Here is a 20,879-nt window from a genome sequence, read left to right as displayed (position 1 = left end):
GCCCGTGACGGCACCCCTGACCGTCCGCGCGCTGCGGCCCCTGCCCGAGGTCGCGCCCGGCGACGACCTCGCCGCACTCGTCCTCGCGGCCCACGACGGCGCGCCGTTCCGGGCCGACGACGCGGTCGTCGTCTCCCACAAGGTCGTCTCGAAGGCCGAGGGCGCACTCGTCGACCTGGCGACCGTCGAGGTCTCGGCGCGGGCCGCGGAGCTCGCGGCCGAGCTCGAGAAGGAGCCCGAGCTCGTCCAGCTGATCCTCGACGGCACCCGCGAGATCGTCCGCGCGCGCCGCGGCGTCCTGATCTGCCGGACCCACCACGGCTTCGTGTGCGCGAACGCCGGGGTCGACCGCTCCAACGTGGAGGACGGCTGGGCGGTCACGCTGCCCGCCGACCCCGACGCCTCCGCCCGCCGGCTCCGCGCGGCGCTGCCGGGCCGACCCGCGGTCGTGATCGCCGACTCGTTCGGCCGGGCCTGGCGCCACGGCCAGGCCGAGGTCGCGATCGGCTGCGCCGGCCTGCGTGCCGTCGCCGACGAGCGCGGCGCGACGGACCGCCACGGGCGGGAGCTCAAGGCCACGGTCATCGCCACGGCGGACCACGTCGCGTCCGCCGCCGACCTGATGCGCGGCAAGGCGTCCGGTCAGCCGGCGGTCGTCGTCGGCGGCCTGGGCGACCACGTGACGGCCGAGGACGGCCCGGGCGCGAGCACGCTCGTGCGCCCCGCGGACGAGGACCTCTTCGGGGCCTGACGGACCCGCCCGCCGGGGCCCGCGACGGCTTACGGCGGTACCGGATCGGCGGTCACACGGGGGACACGCGGCGTTCACCGGGGCGTGACGGCGCGTGGGTCCGGTGGCCGTACGGTCGCCAACGGTGCGCCGCGACCCGGCGTCCCTCCCGCCCCTTCCCGAGAGGAACCCCGTGTCCCGTCTCATCGGTCTGCCACCCGGCGACCGCCCCGCTCCCACGCGCGTGCTCGCCGCGCTCACGGTCGCCGCATCGCTCGGCGTCGCCGCCACCCTCCCGCAGGCGGCGTCGGCCGCCGGCTCTCCCGACCTCGCGATCTCGCAGGTCTACGGCGGAGGGGGCAACTCCGGCGCCCAGTACAACAGCGACTTCATCGAGCTCGTCAACCGGAGCGCCGCCCCCGTCGACCTGACCGCGGGCAACTGGAGCGTCATCTACCGCTCCGCCACGGGCACCGGGACCGGGACCACGCCGCTGACCGGGACGATCCCGGCGGGTGGGCGCTACCTGATCAAGGAGTCCACGGGCAGCGGCACGACGTTGCCGGCGCTCCCGACCCCGGACGCCACCGGCGACCTCCTGATGTCCGGCACCGCGGGCCGGGTCGACCTGCTCAAGGGCTCCACGCTCCGCGACCGCGTCGGCTACGGCACGACCACGAACGCGTTCGAGGGCAGCCCCACCGCGAACCTCAGCAACTCGACAGCCGCGATCCGCAAGCTCGACGGCTGCCAGGACACGGACCAGAACGCCACCGACTTCACGATCGCGGCGCCGGCGCCGAAGAACTCGGCCGCGGCACCCGTGACCTGCACGGGCGTCGACCCCGACCCGGGCACGGACCCCGACCCGGGCGGCACGATCACCCCGATCAGCCAGGTCCAGGGCAGCGGCGTCGCGAGCCCGAAGAACGGCCAGGAGGTCACGGTCGAGGGCGTCGTCACCGGCGTCGACGACCGCGTCGGCTACACGTACGACACGACCTACCCGGCCGACGCCGGCGTCTGGATCCAGACGCCGAAGGGCCAGGACGACGGCAACCCGGCCACCTCCGAGGGCGTCTTCGTCTCCCGCGTGCGCGGCATCGGGACGGCCACGGACCGCAAGGCCCTGATCGGCAAGAAGATCAAGGTCACGGGCACGGTCTTCGAGAAGTTCAACGAGACGACGCTCCGCGGCAGCACCGCCACGAACGCGCCGGTCGTCACCGTCGAGGGCGACGCCACGGCCGCCGAGAAGCCCGACCCGGTCGTCATCGACCAGGCGAAGGCCGAGGCGCAGACCGTCACGAACCCGTCGGCGGACGGCACCCGCAGCTACTACGAGCAGCTCGAGGGCATGCTCGTCACCCTCCCGACGGGCGTCGCCAACAGCGGCGGCACGTCGAAGTTCGGCGACCTCTTCCTGACGCCGGGCGACGCGAAGTCGCGCGTCTTCCGGCAGAACCCGGGCCCGAGCCTCCTGAAGCTCGTCGACGACGCGGGCGCGGGCGACCCGAACAACCCGTACTACCCGGCGGCGCCGTCGACGACGGCCGTGATCGGGAGCCTCTTCTCGAAGGTCACCGGCGCGACCGGCCCGATGGGCTTCTCGTACTACAACTACTCGATCGCCCCGCAGCCCGGTGCGCTGCCGACGGTCACGCCCGACCCGGCCGAGCCGGCCGTCGCGACCGCCCCGGCCGCGGCCGCGGGCCAGACGCGCGTGGCGAGCTTCAACGTCGAGAACCTCTTCCCGGACGGTGCCGTCGGGGACCTGAACCACGTCATCACGCCCGCCGAGTACCAGGCGCAGCTCGAGCGCACGGCGACCGCGATCAAGGACCGCCTGCGCGCCCCGGACGTCGTCGCGGTGCAGGAGATCGGCGACGGCCGGACGAGCACGACCGGCACGCAGAAGACGAGCCAGCAGGTGCTCGACGACCTCGCCGCGAAGATCGGCGGCTACACCGCCTACGCGCCCGAGGGCAACGACACCCGCGGCATCGACGTCGGCGTGCTGGTCAAGTCCGGCGTCGTCGTCCACGGCGCCCCGCGGCAGCTCGCGAAGGACACCACCACGACGATCCCGAACTGCTCGGAGGGCGGCAAGCTGTTCGGTCGTCCGCCGCTCGCGCTCGACGTCGAGCCGAAGCCCGGCGTGCGGTTCACGATCATCAGCAACCACTTCCGGTCGAAGGCCGGCTCGGACGCCTGCCGCGACGCGATGGCGACGATCGTCCGCGACGAGGCCGCGCGCCTGAAGGCGGACGGCCAGGAGGTCCTCTCGGTCGGCGACTACAACTCGTTCGAGGACGAGTCGCCGCTGATCACCGCGACGTCGGGCGGCACGCTCACGAACCTCGGCGAGCGCGCCCCCGCGCAGGAGCGCTACAGCTACCAGTTCAACGGCCGGCTGCAGACGCTCGACCACCCGCTCGCGACGTCGGGCCTCGCCGCCCGCGTGGCGGACGTCCGGTACGTCCACAGCAACAACGACCACCCGTTCGACCAGGCGACCGGCCAGGGCATCTCGGACCACGACCCGGAGCTCGTGACGATCGACGCCGTGGCGCCGGCGCCGAAGGCCGAGGCGACCGCGCCGACGTTCGCCGACCAGCCCGTCGGGACGTTCGGCGGCTCGCAGGACGTCACGGTGACGAACACGGGGAACGCCGCGCTGACGGTGTCGAAGGTCCGGATCACGGACACCGACGACGCCTCGGCCGACGACTTCCAGATCACGTCGAGCACCTGCGCGGCCGACCAGACGGTCGCCGCGGGCGCCTCGTGCCGCATCCGGATCCGGTTCGCCCCGGGTCGCGCGACGACGACGTCCACCGCGACGCTGGCCATCACCACCGACGGCGGGAACCTCTCGGTGCCGCTGACGGGCAGGAGCATCGCGGCGCCGAGCGGCCCGAAGGGCGATCCGGGCACGCCCGGCACCCCGGGTACTCCGGGCACCCCCGGGACCCCGGGCACGCCCGGCGCGACCGGCTCGACCGGCCCGAAGGGCGATCCGGGCACCCCCGGCGCGACCGGCCCGAAGGGCGACGCCGGCACACCGGGCGCCAAGGGCGATACGGGCGCCAAGGGCGACACCGGCGCGACGGGCACCGGCACGAAGGGCGACAAGGGCGACGCCGGAGCCAAGGGTGACAAGGGCGACAAGGGCGACGACGGCCGCGTGAGCGTGTCGATCGCGTCCACCCGGACGGTCACCCGCGGCCGCACCGCGCGCGTCTCGGTCTCGCTGCGCAACCTGACGACCTCGTCGTTCCGCGGCGCGCAGGTGAAGGTCTCCCTCCCCGCCGCCCTCCGCGCCGGGAAGTCGGGCAGCGCCCGCTACGGCACGGTCAAGGCCGGGAAGACGGGCCGCGTCAGCATCCCGGTGAAGGTCGGCAGCAGCGCCCGCCGGGGCACCCAGCGCCTGACCGTGCGGATCACGGTCGGCAAGACGGTCGTGACCCGCAAGATCACGCTGCGGGTGCGCTGAGCCCGGAGCCCGGAGCGTCCCGCCGCCCTGTTCGGGGTGGCGGGACCGGTGGTGCCTGCGGAGGTCGTGACGCGCGAGCGTCTCCGCCTCCGGAGGCCGGCACGGCCGCCGGGCGCGAGACGGCTCCGGCGGCACAGGGCTCGCGGTTCGCGGGCCGCGGGCCGCGCGATGCGTCGATGGCTCGTCTGACGAACCAAGCGCGCATCACTCCCCGCTCGCAGACCGACCGATGCGTCGATGGCTCGTCCGACGAACCAGAGCCGGATCGCTCCCCGCCTCGCCCCGGCCCCGGGCCACCCGGGGCGGCCGGGGGTCAGTCGCCGAGCTTGTCGACGCGCAGGTTGCGCACGCCGCGCGGCGTCGTGACCTTCACGACGTCGCCGAGCGCGTGGCCGAGGACCGCCTGGGCGACCGGCGACTCGACGGAGATCTTGCCGGCGCTCGCGTCGGCCTCCGCGGCACCGACGAGGGACCACTTCTGGACCTTCTCGGTGTCGACGTCGACGAGCGTCACGGTGGAGCCGAACCCGACGACGTTCCCGCTCGTCGAGACCTCGGTCACGACGGCGTTCCGGCGACGCTCCAGCAGGCCGGCGATCCGGGTCTCGAGGTGCGCCTGGTCGTCCTTGGCCTGGTGGTACTCGGCGTTCTCCTTCAGGTCGCCGAGCTCGCGCGCCCGCTGGATGCGCGCGGCGATGTCCCGGCGCGCCGGACCCTCGAGCTCGTCCAGCTCCGCCTTCAGGGCCTCGAGGCCCTCGGGGGAGATCGATTCGCCGCTGGCTTCCATCACACCACCGTAACGACTGGGGCCGCGGGCGCGGGTTGACACAGAACCCTCGAGTCGACTTGCCCGGGCCGGCCGGCCGGCCGATCGCATCCGACCGGTCGCTGGCTTGAGCGCGAAGCCCCGCGGCGCTGCCGCAGACTTCGCTGGGACACGTTGACGGTCCACTGCTCAGCGACGCTTCACCGCTTGTCGCTCGCAGCGCCGTCTCGACTGTTCCGGAAGACCTTCAAGGCGCGGAAACCGACGAAACCCACCGCCGCAGTGCGCGGCGGCGACTCTCTTGCGGGCGGTTGGATCTCAGCGGGTCTTCAGGGGCACTGACACCTTCGTGCTCTTCAATCCAGTCGGCTGCACCTTGACTGCGATCGTCGAGGACTTCCTCGACTTCTTGGTCGTCTGGACCGTCACGGATGCCGTCTTGGTCTTTCCGACACCGATGTCTCCGAGGGCGACGGTCACGGTCTTCGACCGCTTCTTGCCGTTCTTGAACGTCGTGTTCTTTGGGGCGGTGAACATGACCTTCACGCCCTTGATCAGCGCGGACGTCGGGTTCTTCACCGTCAGACGCAGCGCCGTGGACTTCCCGCGCTTCACGGTCTTCAAAGCCTTGAACGTTGCCGACGCCGTCGTGGTGGCCGGCGCGGTGCCGCTACCTGAGCCGCCCCCAGGCGTCGGAGCAGGCGTCGTGGCCGGCGGGACGCACCCGTCGGCGGTGCCGGGTGCGGCGACCGTCGGGCACTTGTCGATGCTGTCTGCGACGCCGTCACCGTCGCTGTCGGGAGCGAACCCATCGAAGTACAGCGGTCCGGTGAGCTGATCAGAAATCGTCCCGTCGCCGTCCTTCGGCGACACCGTGACGGTCACGCACTTCCAGTCGCGATTCGCCAACTGTGAGTTGGTCGCCGAGAACGCCACGCTCGTGGTGTCCAGCTGCGTCCCGAATCCAGAACCGGTTCCACGGACGCCATCAATCGTGAAAATAGGCGACGCGGAGTCTTGGAACCCGAACAGGCTCGCACTGACGCCGCCACACGTCGATCCGTCGATCGACGCGAACTTCATCGACACAAACGACGGCTGCGCGGGATCGTACGGCGCTGCGAACGTGACGTTGCCGTAGATCCTGCCGTTCTGGTCGTAACTGGCCGCGAACCGCGTGATGTCCCTAGTCGCCCCGCCGGTGCTATCGCCGACTGGGTCATCGACGCCTCCGCGGCGAACATCCGCCGACGCCGACTGTGCGACTCCGATCGCCAAGGACGTCGCAACGAAGGCGACCACAACACTTCTACGCATACAACTACTCCTGGTAAGAGAACTGCCGAGTGGACAGCGGCGAGCAAGGTACCAGCCACCCGGGCAGCAATATCGACCTCGCCGGAAAACTGGACGCGTAGGCCTGCTTGTGCGTCCATGAGCATCTTGCTAGAGCCGAGATGCGCGCTGAGTCGCCGAATCGAGGCCCGATTTCTCGAAGACACGGGTCGGGTTGTTCGAGGTTCTGAAGCAGGACCTTCAGTGACGAGTTCCGATGGACGGAGTGATCGTCGTCCGGAACTGGCCGGCTCAGAGCAGCTCGCTTCATTCAACCGGCCGTCAAGCCGCCGGATCCCCCGGTCCGCCACCCTGTGTGCCATGTCTGGATCGCAGGACCCCCGGAGCCCGGCCACCCTCGTCCGATCGGCGTCCCGCCGACGATCGACGGGGACGGTGGTCCGGCTGGCGGCGCTCGCGGTGAGCGCCGGCCTGCTGGCGGGCTGCGGGGGCTCCGACGGCGGGAGCACCGGCACGCGCACGGCCGGGGGCGCGACGACCGAGCCCGGCGCCGCGTCACGGCCGCTCAGCCTCACCCTCGACTTCGCGCCCAACGCGGTCCACACGGGCCTCTACGTGGCGCAGGAGCGCGGGCTCTTCCGCAAGGCGGGGCTGAAGGTGCAGATCCGGATCCCGGGCTCCGGCGCGGACGGGGCGAAGCTCCTCGCGGCCGGCAAGACCGACCTCGCGGTCATGGACATCCACGACGTCGCGCTGGCGCGGCAGGACGGCGCGGACCTCGTGGCCGTCGGCGCGCTCGTGCAGCGGCCGCTCGCCGCGGTCCTGGCGTCGCCGGGCGTCCGCCGGCCGCGCGACCTCGAGGGGAAGAGGGTCGGCGTCACCGGCCTGCCCAGCGACGACGCGGCGCTCGACCAGATCGTCCGCGGCGACGGTGGCGATCCGAAGCAGGTCGAGCGTGCGACGATCGGCTTCGAGGCCGTCCCGTCGGTGCTCAGCGGCAAGGTCGCCGCGGCGATCGGGTTCTGGAACGCGGAGGGCGTCGCCCTGACCGCCCGACGGCCGAAGACCCACGTCTTCCGCCTCGACGCCTACGGCGCGCCGGTCTACCCCGAGCTGCTGATCGTCGCCACGCCGAAGACGCTGGCGTCCCGCGGCGACGACGTCCTCGCGTTCGCCCGGGCGAGCGCCGCCGGCTACGAGGCCGTCGCGTCGACCCCGAAGGGCCAGGACGACGAGGCGGTGAAGGCCCTGCGCAGCGGGTCGGGCGACAAGAGCATCGATCCGGCGACCACCGAGCAGCAGCTCGCCGCGGTCAAGCCGGCCTTCGTCGACCAGGTCGGCCGGACCGGCACGCTCCCCCGTGCCGAGCTGCGCACGTGGGCGACCTGGGAGGCGAAGGTCGGCATCACGAAGAAGGCGCCGGACGTCGACGCGATGGTCTGGAGCAAGGCGCCGGGGAGCTGAGCCCGCGGGTGCCCCGAGCCTCGCCGACGTTCGGCACGGCCGGCGTCGGGACGCTCGGGGCGGGGCCCGCCCCGGTCCCCTAGGCGTCGAGCAGGGCGTTCAGCAGGGCCCCGCCCTCGCGCGCCAGGCGCGAGCGCGGGACGACCTGGTCCAGCCCGACCTCGAGCGCGACGGAGCGGACCTCGGGCTCGACGTGCGGGAAGCACGCCAGCACCGGGACGCCGGCGGGCCGGACGTCGGCGATGGCCTCGGCCCGCTCGACCCCGTCGACGCTCAGGTCGGCGACGATGGCGGCGAAGTCCTCCGCCGCCAGGAGCTCGACGAGCCCGTCGATGTCCGACGTCAGCTCCGGGTCGTGCCCGGCGGCCTTCACGATCTCCATGGCCTGCGACCCGAACAGCAGATCGGGAACCACGACGGCGATGCGCACGTGCGTCGCCCGGCCGTCAGTGGGCGCGGAGCCGACGGAACTCCTGGCGGGCGGTCTCTCCCCGCCCCCACATCGGCTCCACCTCGGCGCGTCCGACGCGGACGTCCCGCACGACGATCTCGCCCGTGATCCCGGCCTGGTCCAGCAGCGACAGCGCCGACAGCACCGCGGTCGGCGCCGCGGCGTGGCCGAACCGGTGCGCGACGAGGATCCGCCAGTGCCAGTCGTGCCGGGAGTACGGCTGCGCGTTGCACGTCGTGGTGACGTACGTGGCCGCCTCCACGTAGCGGTCCTCGTCGACGATCCGCAGATCGAGCGACAGGTCCGACCAGTCGTCGGGCAGGGAGTCGAGGACCCGCTGGAAGTTCTTGGCGAGCGACATCGGCCTGCACTCTAGATGATCGTCCGGAACGCCCTGCGTCGGGAACCGGATCGGCGGGCGCTACTGTCGGAGACGTGCCCGATGTCCCCCAGACCCACGACGCACCGGCCGCGCCCCCGGCCGACGAGCCCCCCGACCCCGAGGTCGTCGCCGCCGGCTACCGCGACCTGCGCGAGGGCGCCGGCCTCGTCGACCGGTCCCCGTCGGGGAAGCTCGCGCTGACCGGCACGGAGGCGCGCACCTTCCTGACCGGCCAGGTCACCGCGGACGTCGAGGCCCTCGAGCCCGGAACGGGGACCTACGCGGCGCTCCTGACGCCGAAGGGGAAGATCGTCGCCGACCTGCGGATCGTGCACGTGGGGACGTCCGACGACGTCGAGCTGCTGCTCCTGTGCGAGCGCAGCGGGCTCCAGGCGCTGTTCGACCACCTGCGCCGTCACCTGATCGGGTTCGACGTCGAGCTGCACAAGCGGACGCTGCAGCTGGGGCTGCTCTCCCTGGCCGGACCTCGCACCGGGTCCGTGCTCGGCCCGGCGGCGGAGGCGCTCGCGGACGAGGAGCACGCGACCGTCGCCGCCGACGTCGACGGGGTCCCCGTCCGCCTCGTCCGGACGCCCGCGGGCGTCGACGTGCTGCCCGCCGCCGCGGACACCGACGCCGTCCGGTCGGCCCTCGAGCAGCACGGCGCGCGTCCGGTCGACGCCTCCGCGGCGGAGGTCACGCGCGTCGAGGCGGGCCGTCCCCGCCTGCATCACGAGATGGACGAGAGCGTCATGCCCGCCGAGGCCGGGATCGTCGAACGGGCTGTGAGCTTCACGAAGGGGTGCTACGTCGGGCAGGAGACCGTCGCGCGCCTGCACTGGCGCGGCCGGCCCAACCGGCACCTGCGGGGTCTCGAGCTGGAGCGCACGGTGCCGGTCGGCACCGTGATCGTCCGGGACGGGCGCGAGCTCGGTCGCGTGACGACCTGCGTCGACTCCCCCGCCCTCGGACCGATCGCCCTGGCGCTCGTGCGGCGGGAGATCGAGCCGGAGGACACCGTGGTGCTGCGGCCGGCCGAGGGCGGCCCCACGTCCGCGCGGGTCGTCGCCCTGCCCTTCCGCCGGGCCGGCGGCGACGTCTCGGCCTGAGGTCCCGCGACCGCGCGCGCACCGTCCGCTCGACGGGTGTCGCAGATCGATCGGACACGGAACGCGACCTCGGGTAGGGTTGCGACCGATCGTCCGCGGCCCCTGCCGCGACCGAACCTGGAGAGCCCGGAAGCGATGCACGCCCGCAGTTCCATCGTCCTCATGAGCACCGCGGTCGTCGCCGGCTCCGTCCTGACCGGCTGCGGCCGCGTCGACCAGAAGGACAAGCCGAACGGCTCGCGTCCTCCGGCGACGCTCCAGGTCAGCGCGGCCATCACCGACAAGGGCGTCACGATCTCCCCCGCGCGCCTCGGCGGCGGTCCGGTCCGGATCGTCATCAGCAACCAGTCGACGAAGTCCGTCCGGGCGACCCTGGCGCCCTCCGGATCGGGCGGGCGGACGCGCGCGACCAAGGATCCGATCGCGCCCGGCGGCGTCGCCGCCATCCAGGGCACGGTCACCCGCGGGACCTGGCGCCTGCAGGCCGGATCCGGGATCGAGGACGCCCGGCTGCGGGTCGGGAAGACCCGCGGCAGCTCCGACGGCGAGCTGCTGCTGCCCTAGCACCCCCAGCGGTTCTCCAACGGGGGCCGGGCGGGCATCCGGTCCGGTCGTACTGTGGGTAGGGTTCCGCGGATGTCCGTCGACCTCACAGACCTGCACACCGCGCGCACGGCCCCCGGGGAGCTGCCCGCGACGATGTCCGCCTGGGCGATCCGCGAAGACCGCCTCGGCGAGCCCGAGGACGCGATCCAGCTCGAGACCGTCGACGTGCCGCAGCCCGGCGCGTTCGAGGTCGTCGTGCGGGTCATGGCCGCCGGCGTGAACTTCAACAACGTCTGGGCCGCCCTCGGCCAGCCCGTCTCCGTCTTCAAGTACGGCGACCACCCCGAGTTCGGCCACCACATCGGCGGCTCCGACGCGTCGGGCATCGTCTGGAAGGTCGGCGACGGCGTCACGCGCTGGAAGGTCGGCGACGAAGTCGTCATCCACTGCAACCAGGCGTCCTACGAGGACGTCGAGGTCCACGGCCTCGACCCGATGGCCGCCCCGTCGCAGAAGATCTGGGCCTACGAGACCACCTGGGGCTCCTTCGCCGAGTTCTGCAAGGTCCAGGCGCAGCAGCTGCTCCCGAAGCCGGCGCACCTCTCCTGGGCCGAGGCCGCGTCCTACGGCCTGACGTACTTCACCGCCTACCGCATGCTCATGGACCGCGCCGCCATCAAGGCCGGCGACAAGGTCCTGATCTGGGGCGCCGCCGGCGGCCTGGGCGTCTTCGCGATCCAGCTCTGCCTCGCCGCCGGCGCGGAGTGCGTCGGCGTGGTGTCGTCCGACGAGAAGGGCGAGCTCGTCAAGGAGCTCGGCGCGGTCGGGTACATCAACCGCAACGACTTCAAGGGCATGATGCGCACCGGCGACGAGACGCCGGAGCAGGAGAAGGAGCGCTTCGGCCACTCCCGCGCGTTCTCCAAGAAGGTCAAGGAGCTCCTCGGCGACGCGCCCGACGTCGTCTTCGAGCACGTCGGCAAGGCCACGTTCCCGACCTCCGTCTTCACGGTCAAGCCGTTCGGCAAGGTCGTCATCTGCGGCGCGACGTCGGGCTACACGCTCGACTTCGACGTGCGGTACCTCTGGATGAAGCAGAAGGAGATCATCGGCTCCCACTTCGCCAACGCCTACCAGTGCATGAAGGCCAACGCCCTCATCGCCGAGGGCAAGGTCAAGCCGGTGCTCTGGAAGACGGTCGGGTTCGAGGAGACCGCCAACGTCCACCAGCTCATGCGCGACAACAAGCACTCCGGCAAGATCGCCATCCTCGTCGGCGCGAAGACCGAGGACGAGGGCCGCACCGGCGAGGGCCCGGGCGCCATCAAGGGCGAGATCGGCGTCTGACCGGACCTGCGGCCGTGTTCACCGCGGCCGCAGGTGCTTCGTCACGATCCAGCATCAGCGCGCCGCCGCGGTCGTCCAGCGGCAGGCGGCGCGGTCCCGTCACGGACCCGCCGGTCGCAGCTGGGACAGGCGGACCCATCCGCGGACGCCGGGCAGGTCCGCGGCGACGTAGACCCACCCGCCACGGCGGGACGTCCGGATCACGGAGACGGGTTCGTAGGCCGACAGCGTGGCCCGCATGACCCCGCCCGGACGCCGACGGAGGTACGTGAAGCCCGTGCCGGTCGTCATCGGGACCTCTCCCGGGCGCGCCCGCCTCGGGTGCTGGACGAGCGACCCCGCGCCGTCCGGTCGTCGGCACAGCGCGCCGACGCGTGTCGTCCGTGCTCGTGGCAGGCGCCGGTCGTCGAAGATCAGGCGGAGGGTCGGCCCGCCGATCCCGAGCCTGGAGTCGATGTCCGTCGCCACGTCGAACGACTTCGGGCTCGCCGGGTAGATGATCTGCTTCGTCCTGGTGCCGGGTGGGCACCGCAGGGTGACCGCGCGCTGCTGCCCCCGCGCCGGGACGCCGGCCGGCAGCCGGACGCGGGCGGTCACCGCGTAGGTCCCGGGCGGCAGCGCCCCGCCACGCCGGACCTCTCGGTCGGAGACGATCCCCGCCTGCAGCGTCACGGGAGACGGATCGCCGGGGCCCTTCTGGTGCTGTCGTTCGACGAGGACGCCACCGCCGGCGACCGCCACCGCGAGCACGCCCGCGACGACCGACTTGCCGACCACGCCGACCGTGACCCCGCCCCCTCCGAGGAGTCCGGCCAGCGGGACGATCGGTGGGACGAGGACCCGCAGGCGACGGTCGACCCGGCGGAACGCCTTGCGGTACGCGCGGCAGTCGGAGCAGTGCTGGAGGTGCAGCCGGGCCTGCTCCGACGGCCGGCGCCCGCGGTCGTGGGCGTCGTGCAGGACCTCGCGGATCCGGTCGCACGTGGCGTCCCGGGCCTCCTCGGTCCGGACGAGGTTCTCGCGGGCCCGACGGACGGTCATGCGGACGGCGGGGGCGCTGATCCCCAGCTCGTCCGCGACCTCCTCGACGGGCCGGTCGTCGACCGCGACCGCGACGAGCGCGCGCCGCTGGGCGTCCGGCAGGCGCGCGACGTCGTCGATGACGCGACGCAGCCGCTCGCGGCGCACGATCACGACGTCCGGACCTCCGCCGGTGTCGGCGACGAGCGCATCGTCCAGGGGATCCGCCACCCGGCGCGCCCGTGCCCGGACGGCGTCGATCGCGGCGTTGCGGACCATCCGGTGCAACCAGGCCGACAGGTGGTCGGGGACGAACCCGCCCGCGAGCTCCCGGTGCGCGCGGACGAGCACGTCCTGGACGACGTCGTCGGGGTCGACGACGCCAGGACGGGACAGGGACGCCGCCCAGCGCCGGAGCGCCGGACGGTGACGACGGTCGATCGCGTCCCACGCCGCCTCGTCCCCGGCGGCGAGGCGGGCGAGCAGCGCATCGTCGCGGGACGAGGAGCTGGGGCTCACGGGGCAGCGTTCAGCGGCCGTACCCGTAGACGGTGACCTTGCCCCCGTCGCCCTTGCGTCCCTGCACGGTGAGGACGGTTCGCCGCTTGCCCTCGTACTGCTCGTGGCCCTTGGCGACCTGGACGCTGACGGACGAGCCCTCCGACACGGCGATGCCGGTCAGGCCCTTGCGGCGCGGCAGCGTGAGCACGAGTCGCCGCTTCGAGGTGGGCCCGGTGACCGTGACCTCGCGGTACACGAGCACCGCGCCCTTCGGGATGGTGTCGCCCTTGTGCAGGTGGTTGCCGGGGACGGACACGGGCGTCTTCGCCCCGGTCCAGGTCTTCTGCGCGCTGATGACCGGGGCGTCGGCGGCGACCGCGGGGCCGGCGAACGCGGTGAGGGCGGCGACGCCGGCCAGGACGACGCTCGTCGCACGGGTCGGCCGGACGGTGCTGCTGATGCGGGACATGGGAGTTCCTCGTTCTCTGGGGGACGGTGACGGCGCATCCGTTGCGCGCCGTCGGGGTGAGGACGTCGGGGGACGACGGAACGCACGCACGTTCCTCCAAGAATGTTTCCAGGCTCCGGGTGGGGCGTCCTGCGGTCGATCGCCCCGGCCGCCGGCGGGCGCGTCCGAGGACGCGTGCTCGGGGACCGGGCTCCCCTGTGACGAACGCGGTCGGCGGATCGCTGCGGCCGCCCCGGCCCGACGCCTCGCCCGCGCGATCGGCCCGGACGTGGGACGATAGGCGCACGATGACGACGATCGCCTACGAGATCCCGTTCTACGCGACAGGCCTGCAGGCCGACAACCTCGCCGCGAAGCTCCAGGAGCTGACGCCGAAGCTCCTGCGTGAAGGCGCGCTCGAGGTCCGGGTCATCCGCTCGCGCGAGGACGCCTACAAGTTCCGGATGTCGATCGCGGTCCCCGACCAGGAGACCTGGACGCGGATGTGGAACTCCGAGACCTGGATCGAGTTCCGGACCGTCCAGACGAAGCTCTTCCAGAAGCCCCTCGCGTACGAGAAGAACGTCGCGATCGCGCACGGCCGCGGTGCCGGCGTCACCGACCCGTACGGCGACGAGCCGTTCGGTCCGGCGAAGGCCGAGGACGACGAGCGCATGACCGGGGCCCCGGTCGCCAGCTGAACGTCCGGGCGCTCCAGGGCGCGCCGGGAACGACGAAGGCCCGCCGATCGGCGGGCCTTCGTGGTTCTCGAGGTCGTCGCCCGGGTCGGGACCCGGACCGCGGGGCTCAGGCCTGCTCGAGCGGGGCCATCGTCAGGCCCGCGTCGCGCAGCTGCTCCCAGTAGTGCTCGGCCAGCTCCTTGTGGCCGGTCCACACGATGGCCGCGCCGGTGTGGTGGATCTTGTCGGCGATCCGGAGGCCCGAGTCGACGGACACGCCGGGGATGAACCGGGCGAGGACCACCGCGACGCCCTGGTGCGTGTTGTGGTCGTCGTCCCGGACGATCACGTTCCACGCCCCACCGAGTCCCGTCAGCGGGTCGGCGGCGCGGGTCTGCTCGATGGTCTGACTCACGGTCGTGCAGGGTAACGGGGAAGTCCCGGGGGATGCGGACCGAGGCGGCGATCGTGCCGGGGGACCTCAGGTCGCGGGGCCGTCATCTCCACCATAGGACACCCGCCGTGCTGTGCCAAGGTGTCCGCATGACCGAGGGCGCGGCCGTCCACCGTTACGCCACCACGTGCACGTGGGACGGCTCCACAGGTGTCGGGTACGACCACTACGACCGCGCCCACCGGGTGCAGGCGACGCCGGCGCGCACGGAGCTCGACCTGACGAGCGACCCGGCGTTCGGCGGCGATCCGGCGCGGCTGAACCCCGAGCAGCTGCTGGTCGCGGCGGCCAGCTCGTGCCAGCTCCTCGCGTTCCTCGCGGTCGCCGCGCGCGCCCGCGTCGACGTCGTCGACTACCGCGACGAGGCGACCGGCGAGATGCCCGAGCCCACCGACGGCTCCGGCTTCACGCCGATGTGGGTGGAGCGGATCGTCCTGCGCCCGGCGATCACGGTCCGCGGGGACACGTCCGAGGACCGCCTCCGGCGGCTCGTCGACCTGGCGCACCACGAGTGCTTCATCGCCAACTCCCTCCGGTCGGAGATCGTGATCGACGCGGCGTTCCGGTGGGCGTGAGGGGCGGCGCGACGGGCCGGGTCCGTTCCCGGTCGGTCTCCGGCCATCGGTGACCGCGGCGCGCGTCGGGTCGGATCGGATCGGGTCGGGTCGGGTCGGATCGGATCGGGTCGGATCGGATCGGATCGGGTCGGGTCGGGTCGGAGGTCACCGCTGGTCGGTATCCGACCATCCGTGACCGCGGCGCGACGACGAGCCGGGTCGGAGGTCACCTCCGGTCGGTATCCGACCATCCGTGACCGCGGCGCGACGACGAGCCGGGTCGGAGGTCACCTCCGGTCGGTATCCGACCATCCGTGACCGCAACACAACGGCGACCCGGGTCGGAGGTCACTTCCGGTCGGTATCCGGGCATCCGTGACCGCGGCGCGGTGATCCGGTCGGTCGATCGCCCGGCGAGCCGCCGGTAGCCTCCGGACATGTCCCGTCCCGGATCGCCCCGTCCCGTCGCCCGCGGCACGACCGATCCGGAGGGCCGGCTCCTGACGCGACGGACCGCGATCGTGACGACGGTGGCGTCGCTCGCCACGGCGACGTCCGCGGCGCTCGTGTCCGGTGCGCCGTCGGCCGCCCTCGCCGCGACCCCCGCGTACCCGGGGGTCCGCGAGCACGGGAACCTCCTGGGCCGCGCGAGCGCGCCGGTCCGGATCGTGCTGTTCGCCGACCTGAAGTGCCCGGCGTGCCGGAGCTTCGAGCAGACCGAGCTCGGCACGGTCGTCCGCCGGCTGGTGCGCCCCGGGCGTGCGGCGATCGAGCTCCACCTCGTGGACATCATCGACGGGAACGTCGGGACGCACGACGGTGCGCGGCTGCGCACCACGGCGCTGAACCTCGCGTCCCGGAACCGGTTGTGGCGCTTCGCCCGGGAGGTGCTGCGCCGCCAGGGCGACGAGACCCGCGAGTGGGCCACGCCCGCTCGCCTCGTCGAGCTCGGCCGCCTCGCAGGGGCGCCGGTCGGTGCCGGCACCATGCGGGAGACCGCCGCGTCCCGCCGTGCGGCGCGGGCCGACGACCAGCGCTTCTCGCGCCTGGAGGCGACCGGGACGCCCGCTCTGTACGTGCGGCGCCGCGACGGCGGATCCACCCTCGCCGTCTCGAACACCTCTGCGCGCGGGATCGAGGAGGCCGTCGCCCGTCTGGAGCGTGGAGGGACGCGGTAGGCGCGGCCGTCGAGCGCGACCGGACCCCGTCCTCGTGCATGCCGGGTGCAGAGCGCGCCGGAGGTGGACCTCGCCGCCGGCCGGTCGACGGATTGTCCTCGTCACACCCGGCACCGTCGCGGTACTCCCTTGATGATGCGTGTGCGGAGACGACGACCCAGACCGGACCACGAGCTGCTGGCCGCAGGCGACGGCGCGGCGTTCGGGGAGTTCTACGAGCGGCACGAACGGGCGGTCCTCGTCTTCATGCTCCGGCGGACGAGCACCCCGGAGCTCGCGGCGGACCTCACCGCCGAGGTCTTCGCCGCGGCGCTCGAGTCCGCGGACCGGTTCGAGGGACGGGACGGCGCGTCCGCGGTGGCCTGGCTCTTCGGCATCGCGCGCAACGTCCTCTCGCACAGCTACCGCAGCGCCCGGGTGCGGCACGACGCCCGCGATCGCCTCGGCCTGCCGGCCCTCGACCTGACCGACGAGACGGTCGAGCACCTGGAGCACCTGGCGGACGTCGCCCGCGGTGCAGACGCTCTCGTGCTGCTCGACCGGCTGCCCGCCGAGCACCGCGACGCCGTCGTCGCCCACGTCCTCGACGGGCGCGACTACGCGGAGATCGCGCGGGAGCTCGGCTGTTCCACCGCCGTCGTCCGGCAGCGGGTCAGCCGCGGCCTGTCCACCCTCCGCGGACTGGTGCCCCCGGCATGAGCGGGCCCGACGTCGACCTCCCCGAGCTCCGGCTCGCCCTGATGCGCGCCGCCGACGAGCGGGCGACCGCGCGTGGGCGGGGCGCCGCACCGGGGCGGGACGTCGACCGCCGTCCCGTCCCCCCGCCGACCGTCCTGAAGGCGCCGCGTGCCACCCCGGATCCGGTGCTCCCGTTCCCCGCGGCCGGCCGTGCGCCGGCGCTCCGCGGTCGTCTCGCCGCGGTCGCGTGCGCCGCGGTCCTGGCGGTGGTCGTCGTGTTCGCCTTCACGTCCACCGGCTCGTCCGGCGCCCCGGGTGCGTCAGACGTCGCGGACGGGTCGGCCCGTCGGGCGGCGACGATGGGGCCGGCAGAGGCCCGTGCCGGGTCGCCGGAGAGCGACGCACGGTCGTCCGGGGTGACGGCGGCAGGAGCGGCATCGACCGGAGCGGCCGGCGATGGGACGTCCCTCGACCTGGCCCGGGTGCTGCGGTGCTCCGTCGGGTCGGCGTTCCTCGTCCCGCCGCGGGACGCGGGTCCCGCCGTCGACCCGGGCGATCCCCGTGCCTGCTGAGGCCGCCGCGGCGCGGCGCGCCCGCGAGGCCCGGGAGTCCGCGGAGCACGCGGCCGAGCAGCGCCGCCGCCGGCTCCGGCTGCTCGGCGGCGCGGTGGGGGTCGTGGTCGTCGTGGTCGCGGTGGTCGTCGCCGTCGGGGCGTTCAGGCCCGACCCGGCGGCGAAGGGCACCCCGGACCGCGACGGCGTCCGCGGGTCGCGCGAGACCGCCGCGATGCTGCGTGGTCTCCCGCAACGCGGCACGGTCCTCGGCGACCCCGGCGCCCCGGTCACGCTCCTCGAGATCGCGGACCTCAAGTGCCCGAGCTGCCAGGCGCACGAGCTGGGCCCGCAGCGCGAGATCGTCGACCGGCTCGTCCGGACCGGGAAGGCGAACCTGCGGCTGGAGCTCGTGAACTACCGCGACGCCCCGGCCGGGACGACCGACGGCGAGGGCGCACGTCGCGCCGCCTACGCGCTGGCCCCCGCGGGACGCTTCTGGACCTTCGTCGACGCGCTCTACTGGAACCAGGGCTCCGAGCAGGACGCCTGGGCGACGGACGACACGCTCCGCCGGATCGCGACGGTCAACAGGATCGCCACGAACCGGGTGCAGACCCGGGAGACCCCGGCGTCGCGCTCCGGCATCGCTGCCGCCGAGGCCCTCGCCCGGGGCCTGGGGACGAACGAGACGCCGTCGCTCTACGTGCTCCCGCGTGGGTCGCGGGAAGGGCGGCGCGTGGCGACGGACGACGTCGACGCGATCGACCGGGTCGTCGCCGAGGCGTCCCGCGGCGGGTGACGGCGACCCGGCCGTCGATCGGCCACGCGTGGTCCCCGACACGTCCGCCGCGCCCGTCGTGCTGGAGGGCCGGGTCGGGGGTCGTTCGTGGTCGGTACCCGACCGTCCGTGACCTCGGCGTGACGGGACGGCCGGGTCGGGGGTCGTTCGTGGTCGGTACCCGACCGTCCGTGACCTCGGCGTGACGGGACGGCCGGGTCGGGGGTCGTTCGTGGCCGGTTTCCGACCGTCCGTGACCCCGGCCGGCCCCCCGCGTGCCGCCGCGGGGCGGACTCGTTGCCCGCGCCTGCCGTCGCGTCGGGACCGGCGCTCAGCCCGTCGTCGGGCGGTGCTCGTCGCCCACGACCGTCTCGTCGTGCGCCGCGGCGGCGTCGGCCTCGGCCTCCGCGTGCACCCGCTTCCAGTAGCGGGCGAGGCCCGCGTGCAGGCCCTCGAACGGGCCGGCCGCGTAGTACGTCGGCAGGCCCTCCTCCCCCGCGCGCTCCAGGACCCAGGCGCGGATCCACTCGGCCATGCCCGCCGCGTCGGTCGTGCGGGCGGCCTCGGCGAACTGGTCCAGGGACTCGTGGCAGGTGGCGATCTGCTCCATCACGTCGTCCGTGGTCTGGCCGAAGTGCATGAACGCCAGGCGCTCGGGCTCCCAGGCGGCGACCGTCTCGAGGGACTGGTGCCAGAGCGGCGGGTCGATGTCCGGCGGCGGGGTCGGCGGCAGCGCGGGGCCGCCGTCGATGCGGATGCCGGTGACGTCGCCCGTGAACGCCGTGCGGGTCGGCGTGTGGAAGTACGAGACGTGGTGCTGGGCGTGGCCCGGCGTGTAGGCGACCTCCCACGGACCCTCGGACTCGCCGCCGTGCAGGACGCGGACGTTCTGCTCCGGGATCGGGACGACCTCGCCCCAGAGCATGTCGAAGTAGTCGCCGAAGACCTTGCGGGCGCTGGCCACCAGGCGGGTCGGGTCGATCATGTGCCGCGCGCCGCGCTCGTGGACCCAGACCTCGACGTCCGGGAACCGCCGCACCAGCGCCCCGGTGCCGCCCGCGTGGTCGAAGTGGATGTGCGTCAGCAGGATCGCCCGCGGCGTGCGGCCGTCGAGCGCCTCGACGACCTTGTCGATCGTCTTCTCGCACCCGGGGTCGACGATCACGTCGTCGAAGAGGTGCGCGGACATCGCCTTCGGCTTGCCCATGTGCATCAGGTCGACGGTCTGCGGCGGGTCGTACGTCACCCCTCCGACCCTATCTCCCGGGCGTCAGGGGCCGCGGGTGACGGGCCGCTACCGTCGGAGGCCGAGTCGACGCGCCGGACCCCGGCGCGAGAGAGGCGGTCCCCCAGTGCCCGAGCCCGAGATCCCCGTCGCCCTGGTGGTGGGCGCCACCGGCATCACCGGCGCCGCGATCGTCCGCCTCCTGACCGGTCGCGGCGGTGAGGTCGTCGGCCTCGCCCGCAATCCCGGCGGGCCTCCCGCGGGCGCCCGAGCGGTGGCCGCCGACCTCCTCGACGCGGACGGCGTGGCGTCGGCGCTCCTCGGCCTCGCGCCGACGCACGTCTTCTACACCTCATGGTCGAAGCGGGACACCGAGGACGAGAACCGCGAGGTCAACACCGCGATGATGCGCAACCTCTTCGCGGCGATCGAGCCGGCGGGCAGCGTACGGCACGTCGCGCTCGTCACGGGCCTGAAGCACTACCTCGGCCCCTTCGAGGCGTACGGCACCGGCGAGGTCCCCGACACCCCGTTCCGCGAGGAGGAGCCGCGCCTGGACGTCGCGAACTTCTACTACGACCAGGAGGACGAGCTGTTCGCCGCGTCGGCGCGCCTCGGCGCGACGTGGAGCGTCCACCGGTCGCACACCGTCGTCGGCTTCGCCGTCGGCAACGCGATGAACATGGGCCTCACGATCGGCGCCCAGGCCGCGCTCTGCCGCGAGCTCGGCCGGCCGTTCGTCTTCCCGGGCTCCGAGGAGCAGTGGAACGGCGTCTGCGACGTCACCGACGCCGATCTGCTCGCCGAGCACATGACGTGGGCCGCGACGACCCCGCGGGCCGCGGACACCGCGTTCAATGTCGTCAACGGCGACGTCTTCCGCTGGCGCACCCTGTGGCCGCGGATCGCGGAGCACCTGGGCGTCGAGCCGGAGGGCTTCGCCGGCGAGCCCCGCCCGCTGGAGCGGCAGATGGCCGGCCTCGAGGACACGTGGCGGGCCATCGCGGAGCGCGAGGGCCTCGTCGAGCCCGACCTCTCGCGGGTCGCGTCGTGGTGGCACACCGACGCCGACCTCGGACGCCCGTTCGAGGTCTTCGCCGACACGGGCCGCAGCCGCGACCTCGGGTTCACGGGGCACCGGCGGACGCCGGAGGCGGTCCTGCGGACGCTGGACGCCTACCGCTCGGCGCGGGTCCTGCCGTAGCCGCGGACGCCCCGG

At 73.6% G+C, this 20,879-nt stretch carries 21 protein-coding genes; 13 read left to right on the top strand and 8 right to left on the bottom strand.

Annotated features, from left to right (window positions below):
• Positions 1-4: 4 nt before the first annotated feature.
• Together cofE and PATMI_RS0116745 are read left to right on the top strand one after the other, a co-directional pair.
• Complete coding sequence (cofE, locus tag PATMI_RS0116750; RefSeq protein ID WP_026911722.1) at positions 5-751, top strand: coenzyme F420-0:L-glutamate ligase; 747 nt, start codon at positions 5-7, stop codon at positions 749-751.
• A 172-nt stretch (positions 752-923) separates the two neighbouring features.
• Positions 924-4,226: a lamin tail domain-containing protein gene (locus tag PATMI_RS0116745; protein WP_169738385.1), complete on the top strand. Its 3,303-nt coding sequence runs from the start codon at positions 924-926 to the stop codon at positions 4,224-4,226.
• Positions 4,227-4,539: 313 nt separating this feature from the next.
• On the opposite strand, the gene greA is transcribed toward PATMI_RS0116745, so the two are convergent.
• Both greA and PATMI_RS37965 read right to left on the bottom strand, forming a co-directional pair.
• Positions 4,540-5,013: a transcription elongation factor GreA gene (gene greA / locus PATMI_RS0116740; protein WP_026911720.1), complete on the bottom strand. Its 474-nt coding sequence runs from the start codon at positions 5,011-5,013 to the stop codon at positions 4,540-4,542.
• A gap of 297 nt (positions 5,014-5,310) precedes the next feature.
• Complete coding sequence (locus tag PATMI_RS37965; RefSeq protein ID WP_026911719.1) at positions 5,311-6,294, bottom strand: hypothetical protein; 984 nt, start codon at positions 6,292-6,294, stop codon at positions 5,311-5,313.
• Positions 6,295-6,648: 354 nt separating this feature from the next.
• On the opposite strand from PATMI_RS37965, the gene PATMI_RS30930 reads away from it, so the two are divergent.
• Entirely contained in the window at positions 6,649-7,752 is a 1,104-nt protein-coding gene (locus PATMI_RS30930) for an ABC transporter substrate-binding protein (RefSeq protein WP_169738384.1), read from the top strand.
• 79 nt (positions 7,753-7,831) lie between these two features.
• Here the strand turns inward: PATMI_RS30930 and PATMI_RS0116725 are convergent, their stop codons facing one another.
• Both PATMI_RS0116725 and PATMI_RS0116720 read right to left on the bottom strand, forming a co-directional pair.
• The gene (locus PATMI_RS0116725; RefSeq protein ID WP_157260816.1) at positions 7,832-8,167 is read right to left on the bottom strand and encodes a hypothetical protein; all 336 of its coding nucleotides are present in this window, start codon (positions 8,165-8,167) and stop codon (positions 7,832-7,834) included.
• Between the two features lie 31 nt (positions 8,168-8,198).
• Entirely contained in the window at positions 8,199-8,564 is a 366-nt protein-coding gene (locus tag PATMI_RS0116720) for a hypothetical protein (RefSeq protein ID WP_026911717.1), read from the bottom strand.
• Between the two features lie 74 nt (positions 8,565-8,638).
• On the opposite strand from PATMI_RS0116720, the gene ygfZ reads away from it, so the two are divergent.
• The 3 genes from ygfZ (at position 8,639) to ccrA (ending at position 11,587) form a co-directional block, all read left to right on the top strand.
• Positions 8,639-9,694 (top strand): CAF17-like 4Fe-4S cluster assembly/insertion protein YgfZ, encoded by a 1,056-nt coding sequence (gene ygfZ, locus PATMI_RS30925; protein ID WP_084270016.1) that lies wholly within the window; start codon positions 8,639-8,641, stop codon positions 9,692-9,694.
• A gap of 162 nt (positions 9,695-9,856) precedes the next feature.
• Positions 9,857-10,258: a hypothetical protein gene (locus PATMI_RS0116710; protein WP_026911716.1), complete on the top strand. Its 402-nt coding sequence runs from the start codon at positions 9,857-9,859 to the stop codon at positions 10,256-10,258.
• Between the two features lie 72 nt (positions 10,259-10,330).
• Complete coding sequence (ccrA, locus tag PATMI_RS0116705; RefSeq protein WP_026911715.1) at positions 10,331-11,587, top strand: crotonyl-CoA carboxylase/reductase; 1,257 nt, start codon at positions 10,331-10,333, stop codon at positions 11,585-11,587.
• 99 nt (positions 11,588-11,686) lie between these two features.
• On the opposite strand, the gene PATMI_RS0116700 is transcribed toward ccrA, so the two are convergent.
• Positions 11,687-13,126 carry a sigma-70 family RNA polymerase sigma factor gene (locus PATMI_RS0116700; protein WP_026911714.1) on the bottom strand — a complete coding sequence of 480 codons (1,440 nt, stop codon included), beginning with the start codon at positions 13,124-13,126 and terminating at the stop codon, positions 11,687-11,689.
• Positions 13,127-13,136: 10 nt separating this feature from the next.
• Positions 13,137-13,577, bottom strand: coding sequence for a hypothetical protein (locus tag PATMI_RS0116695; protein WP_026911713.1), 441 nt, complete (start codon positions 13,575-13,577; stop codon positions 13,137-13,139).
• Positions 13,578-13,864: 287 nt separating this feature from the next.
• On the opposite strand from PATMI_RS0116695, the gene PATMI_RS0116690 reads away from it, so the two are divergent.
• A complete protein-coding gene (locus PATMI_RS0116690; protein WP_026911712.1) occupies positions 13,865-14,257 on the top strand; it encodes a hypothetical protein in 393 nt (130 codons plus the stop codon).
• A gap of 106 nt (positions 14,258-14,363) precedes the next feature.
• Here PATMI_RS0116690 and PATMI_RS0116685 read toward each other — a convergent pair whose 3' ends face one another.
• Positions 14,364-14,651: an ATP-dependent Clp protease adaptor ClpS gene (locus PATMI_RS0116685; RefSeq protein ID WP_026911711.1), complete on the bottom strand. Its 288-nt coding sequence runs from the start codon at positions 14,649-14,651 to the stop codon at positions 14,364-14,366.
• Positions 14,652-14,779: 128 nt separating this feature from the next.
• Here PATMI_RS0116685 and PATMI_RS0116680 point away from each other — a divergent pair, with 128 nt between their 5' ends.
• The 5 genes from PATMI_RS0116680 (at position 14,780) to PATMI_RS0116660 (ending at position 18,456) form a co-directional block, all read left to right on the top strand.
• Complete coding sequence (locus PATMI_RS0116680; protein ID WP_026911710.1) at positions 14,780-15,265, top strand: OsmC family protein; 486 nt, start codon at positions 14,780-14,782, stop codon at positions 15,263-15,265.
• A gap of 419 nt (positions 15,266-15,684) precedes the next feature.
• Positions 15,685-16,425: a DsbA family protein gene (locus tag PATMI_RS0116675; protein WP_026911709.1), complete on the top strand. Its 741-nt coding sequence runs from the start codon at positions 15,685-15,687 to the stop codon at positions 16,423-16,425.
• 141 nt (positions 16,426-16,566) lie between these two features.
• The gene (locus tag PATMI_RS34835) at positions 16,567-17,124 is read left to right on the top strand and encodes an RNA polymerase sigma factor (RefSeq protein ID WP_051471860.1); all 558 of its coding nucleotides are present in this window, start codon (positions 16,567-16,569) and stop codon (positions 17,122-17,124) included.
• A complete protein-coding gene (locus tag PATMI_RS37605) occupies positions 17,121-17,675 on the top strand; it encodes a hypothetical protein (RefSeq protein ID WP_026911708.1) in 555 nt (184 codons plus the stop codon). The genes PATMI_RS34835 and PATMI_RS37605 overlap by 4 nt, the downstream gene beginning before the upstream one ends.
• Positions 17,665-18,456: a DsbA family protein gene (locus tag PATMI_RS0116660; protein ID WP_026911707.1), complete on the top strand. Its 792-nt coding sequence runs from the start codon at positions 17,665-17,667 to the stop codon at positions 18,454-18,456. Before PATMI_RS37605 ends, PATMI_RS0116660 begins: the two co-directional genes overlap by 11 nt.
• Before the next feature lie 310 nt (positions 18,457-18,766).
• Here the strand turns inward: PATMI_RS0116660 and PATMI_RS30915 are convergent, their stop codons facing one another.
• The gene (locus PATMI_RS30915; RefSeq protein ID WP_051471858.1) at positions 18,767-19,681 is read right to left on the bottom strand and encodes an MBL fold metallo-hydrolase; all 915 of its coding nucleotides are present in this window, start codon (positions 19,679-19,681) and stop codon (positions 18,767-18,769) included.
• A 106-nt stretch (positions 19,682-19,787) separates the two neighbouring features.
• On the opposite strand from PATMI_RS30915, the gene PATMI_RS0116650 reads away from it, so the two are divergent.
• Positions 19,788-20,864: an SDR family oxidoreductase gene (locus PATMI_RS0116650; RefSeq protein ID WP_026911706.1), complete on the top strand. Its 1,077-nt coding sequence runs from the start codon at positions 19,788-19,790 to the stop codon at positions 20,862-20,864.
• The last annotated feature ends 15 nt before the right edge of the window (positions 20,865-20,879 follow it).

This window comes from Patulibacter minatonensis DSM 18081 (assembly GCF_000519325.1).
In the GTDB taxonomy this organism is placed as follows: Bacteria; Actinomycetota; Thermoleophilia; order Solirubrobacterales; family Solirubrobacteraceae; genus Patulibacter; species Patulibacter minatonensis.
Note: the sequence above shows the minus strand (reverse complement) of the source record. Positions and strands in the feature narration are given on the sequence as shown.

Bases quoted from the DNA above. Each gene is read 5' to 3' on its own strand.
- PATMI_RS0116720 (WP_026911717.1), bottom strand. From the start codon at position 8,564: ATGTCGCTCGCCAAGAACTTCCAGCGGGTCCTCGACTCCCTGCCCGAC.
- PATMI_RS0116690 (WP_026911712.1), top strand. From the start codon at position 13,865: ATGACGACGATCGCCTACGAGATCCCGTTCTACGCGACAGGCCTGCAG.
- PATMI_RS0116695 (WP_026911713.1), bottom strand. From the start codon at position 13,577: ATGTCCCGCATCAGCAGCACCGTCCGGCCGACCCGTGCGACGAGCGTC.
- PATMI_RS0116675 (WP_026911709.1), top strand. From the start codon at position 15,685: ATGTCCCGTCCCGGATCGCCCCGTCCCGTCGCCCGCGGCACGACCGAT.
- PATMI_RS0116710 (WP_026911716.1), top strand. From the start codon at position 9,857: ATGAGCACCGCGGTCGTCGCCGGCTCCGTCCTGACCGGCTGCGGCCGC.
- greA (WP_026911720.1), bottom strand. From the start codon at position 5,013: ATGGAAGCCAGCGGCGAATCGATCTCCCCCGAGGGCCTCGAGGCCCTG.
- PATMI_RS0116680 (WP_026911710.1), top strand. From the start codon at position 14,780: ATGACCGAGGGCGCGGCCGTCCACCGTTACGCCACCACGTGCACGTGG.
- PATMI_RS37605 (WP_026911708.1), top strand. From the start codon at position 17,121: ATGAGCGGGCCCGACGTCGACCTCCCCGAGCTCCGGCTCGCCCTGATG.
- ccrA (WP_026911715.1), top strand. From the start codon at position 10,331: ATGTCCGTCGACCTCACAGACCTGCACACCGCGCGCACGGCCCCCGGG.
- PATMI_RS30930 (WP_169738384.1), top strand. From the start codon at position 6,649: ATGTCTGGATCGCAGGACCCCCGGAGCCCGGCCACCCTCGTCCGATCG.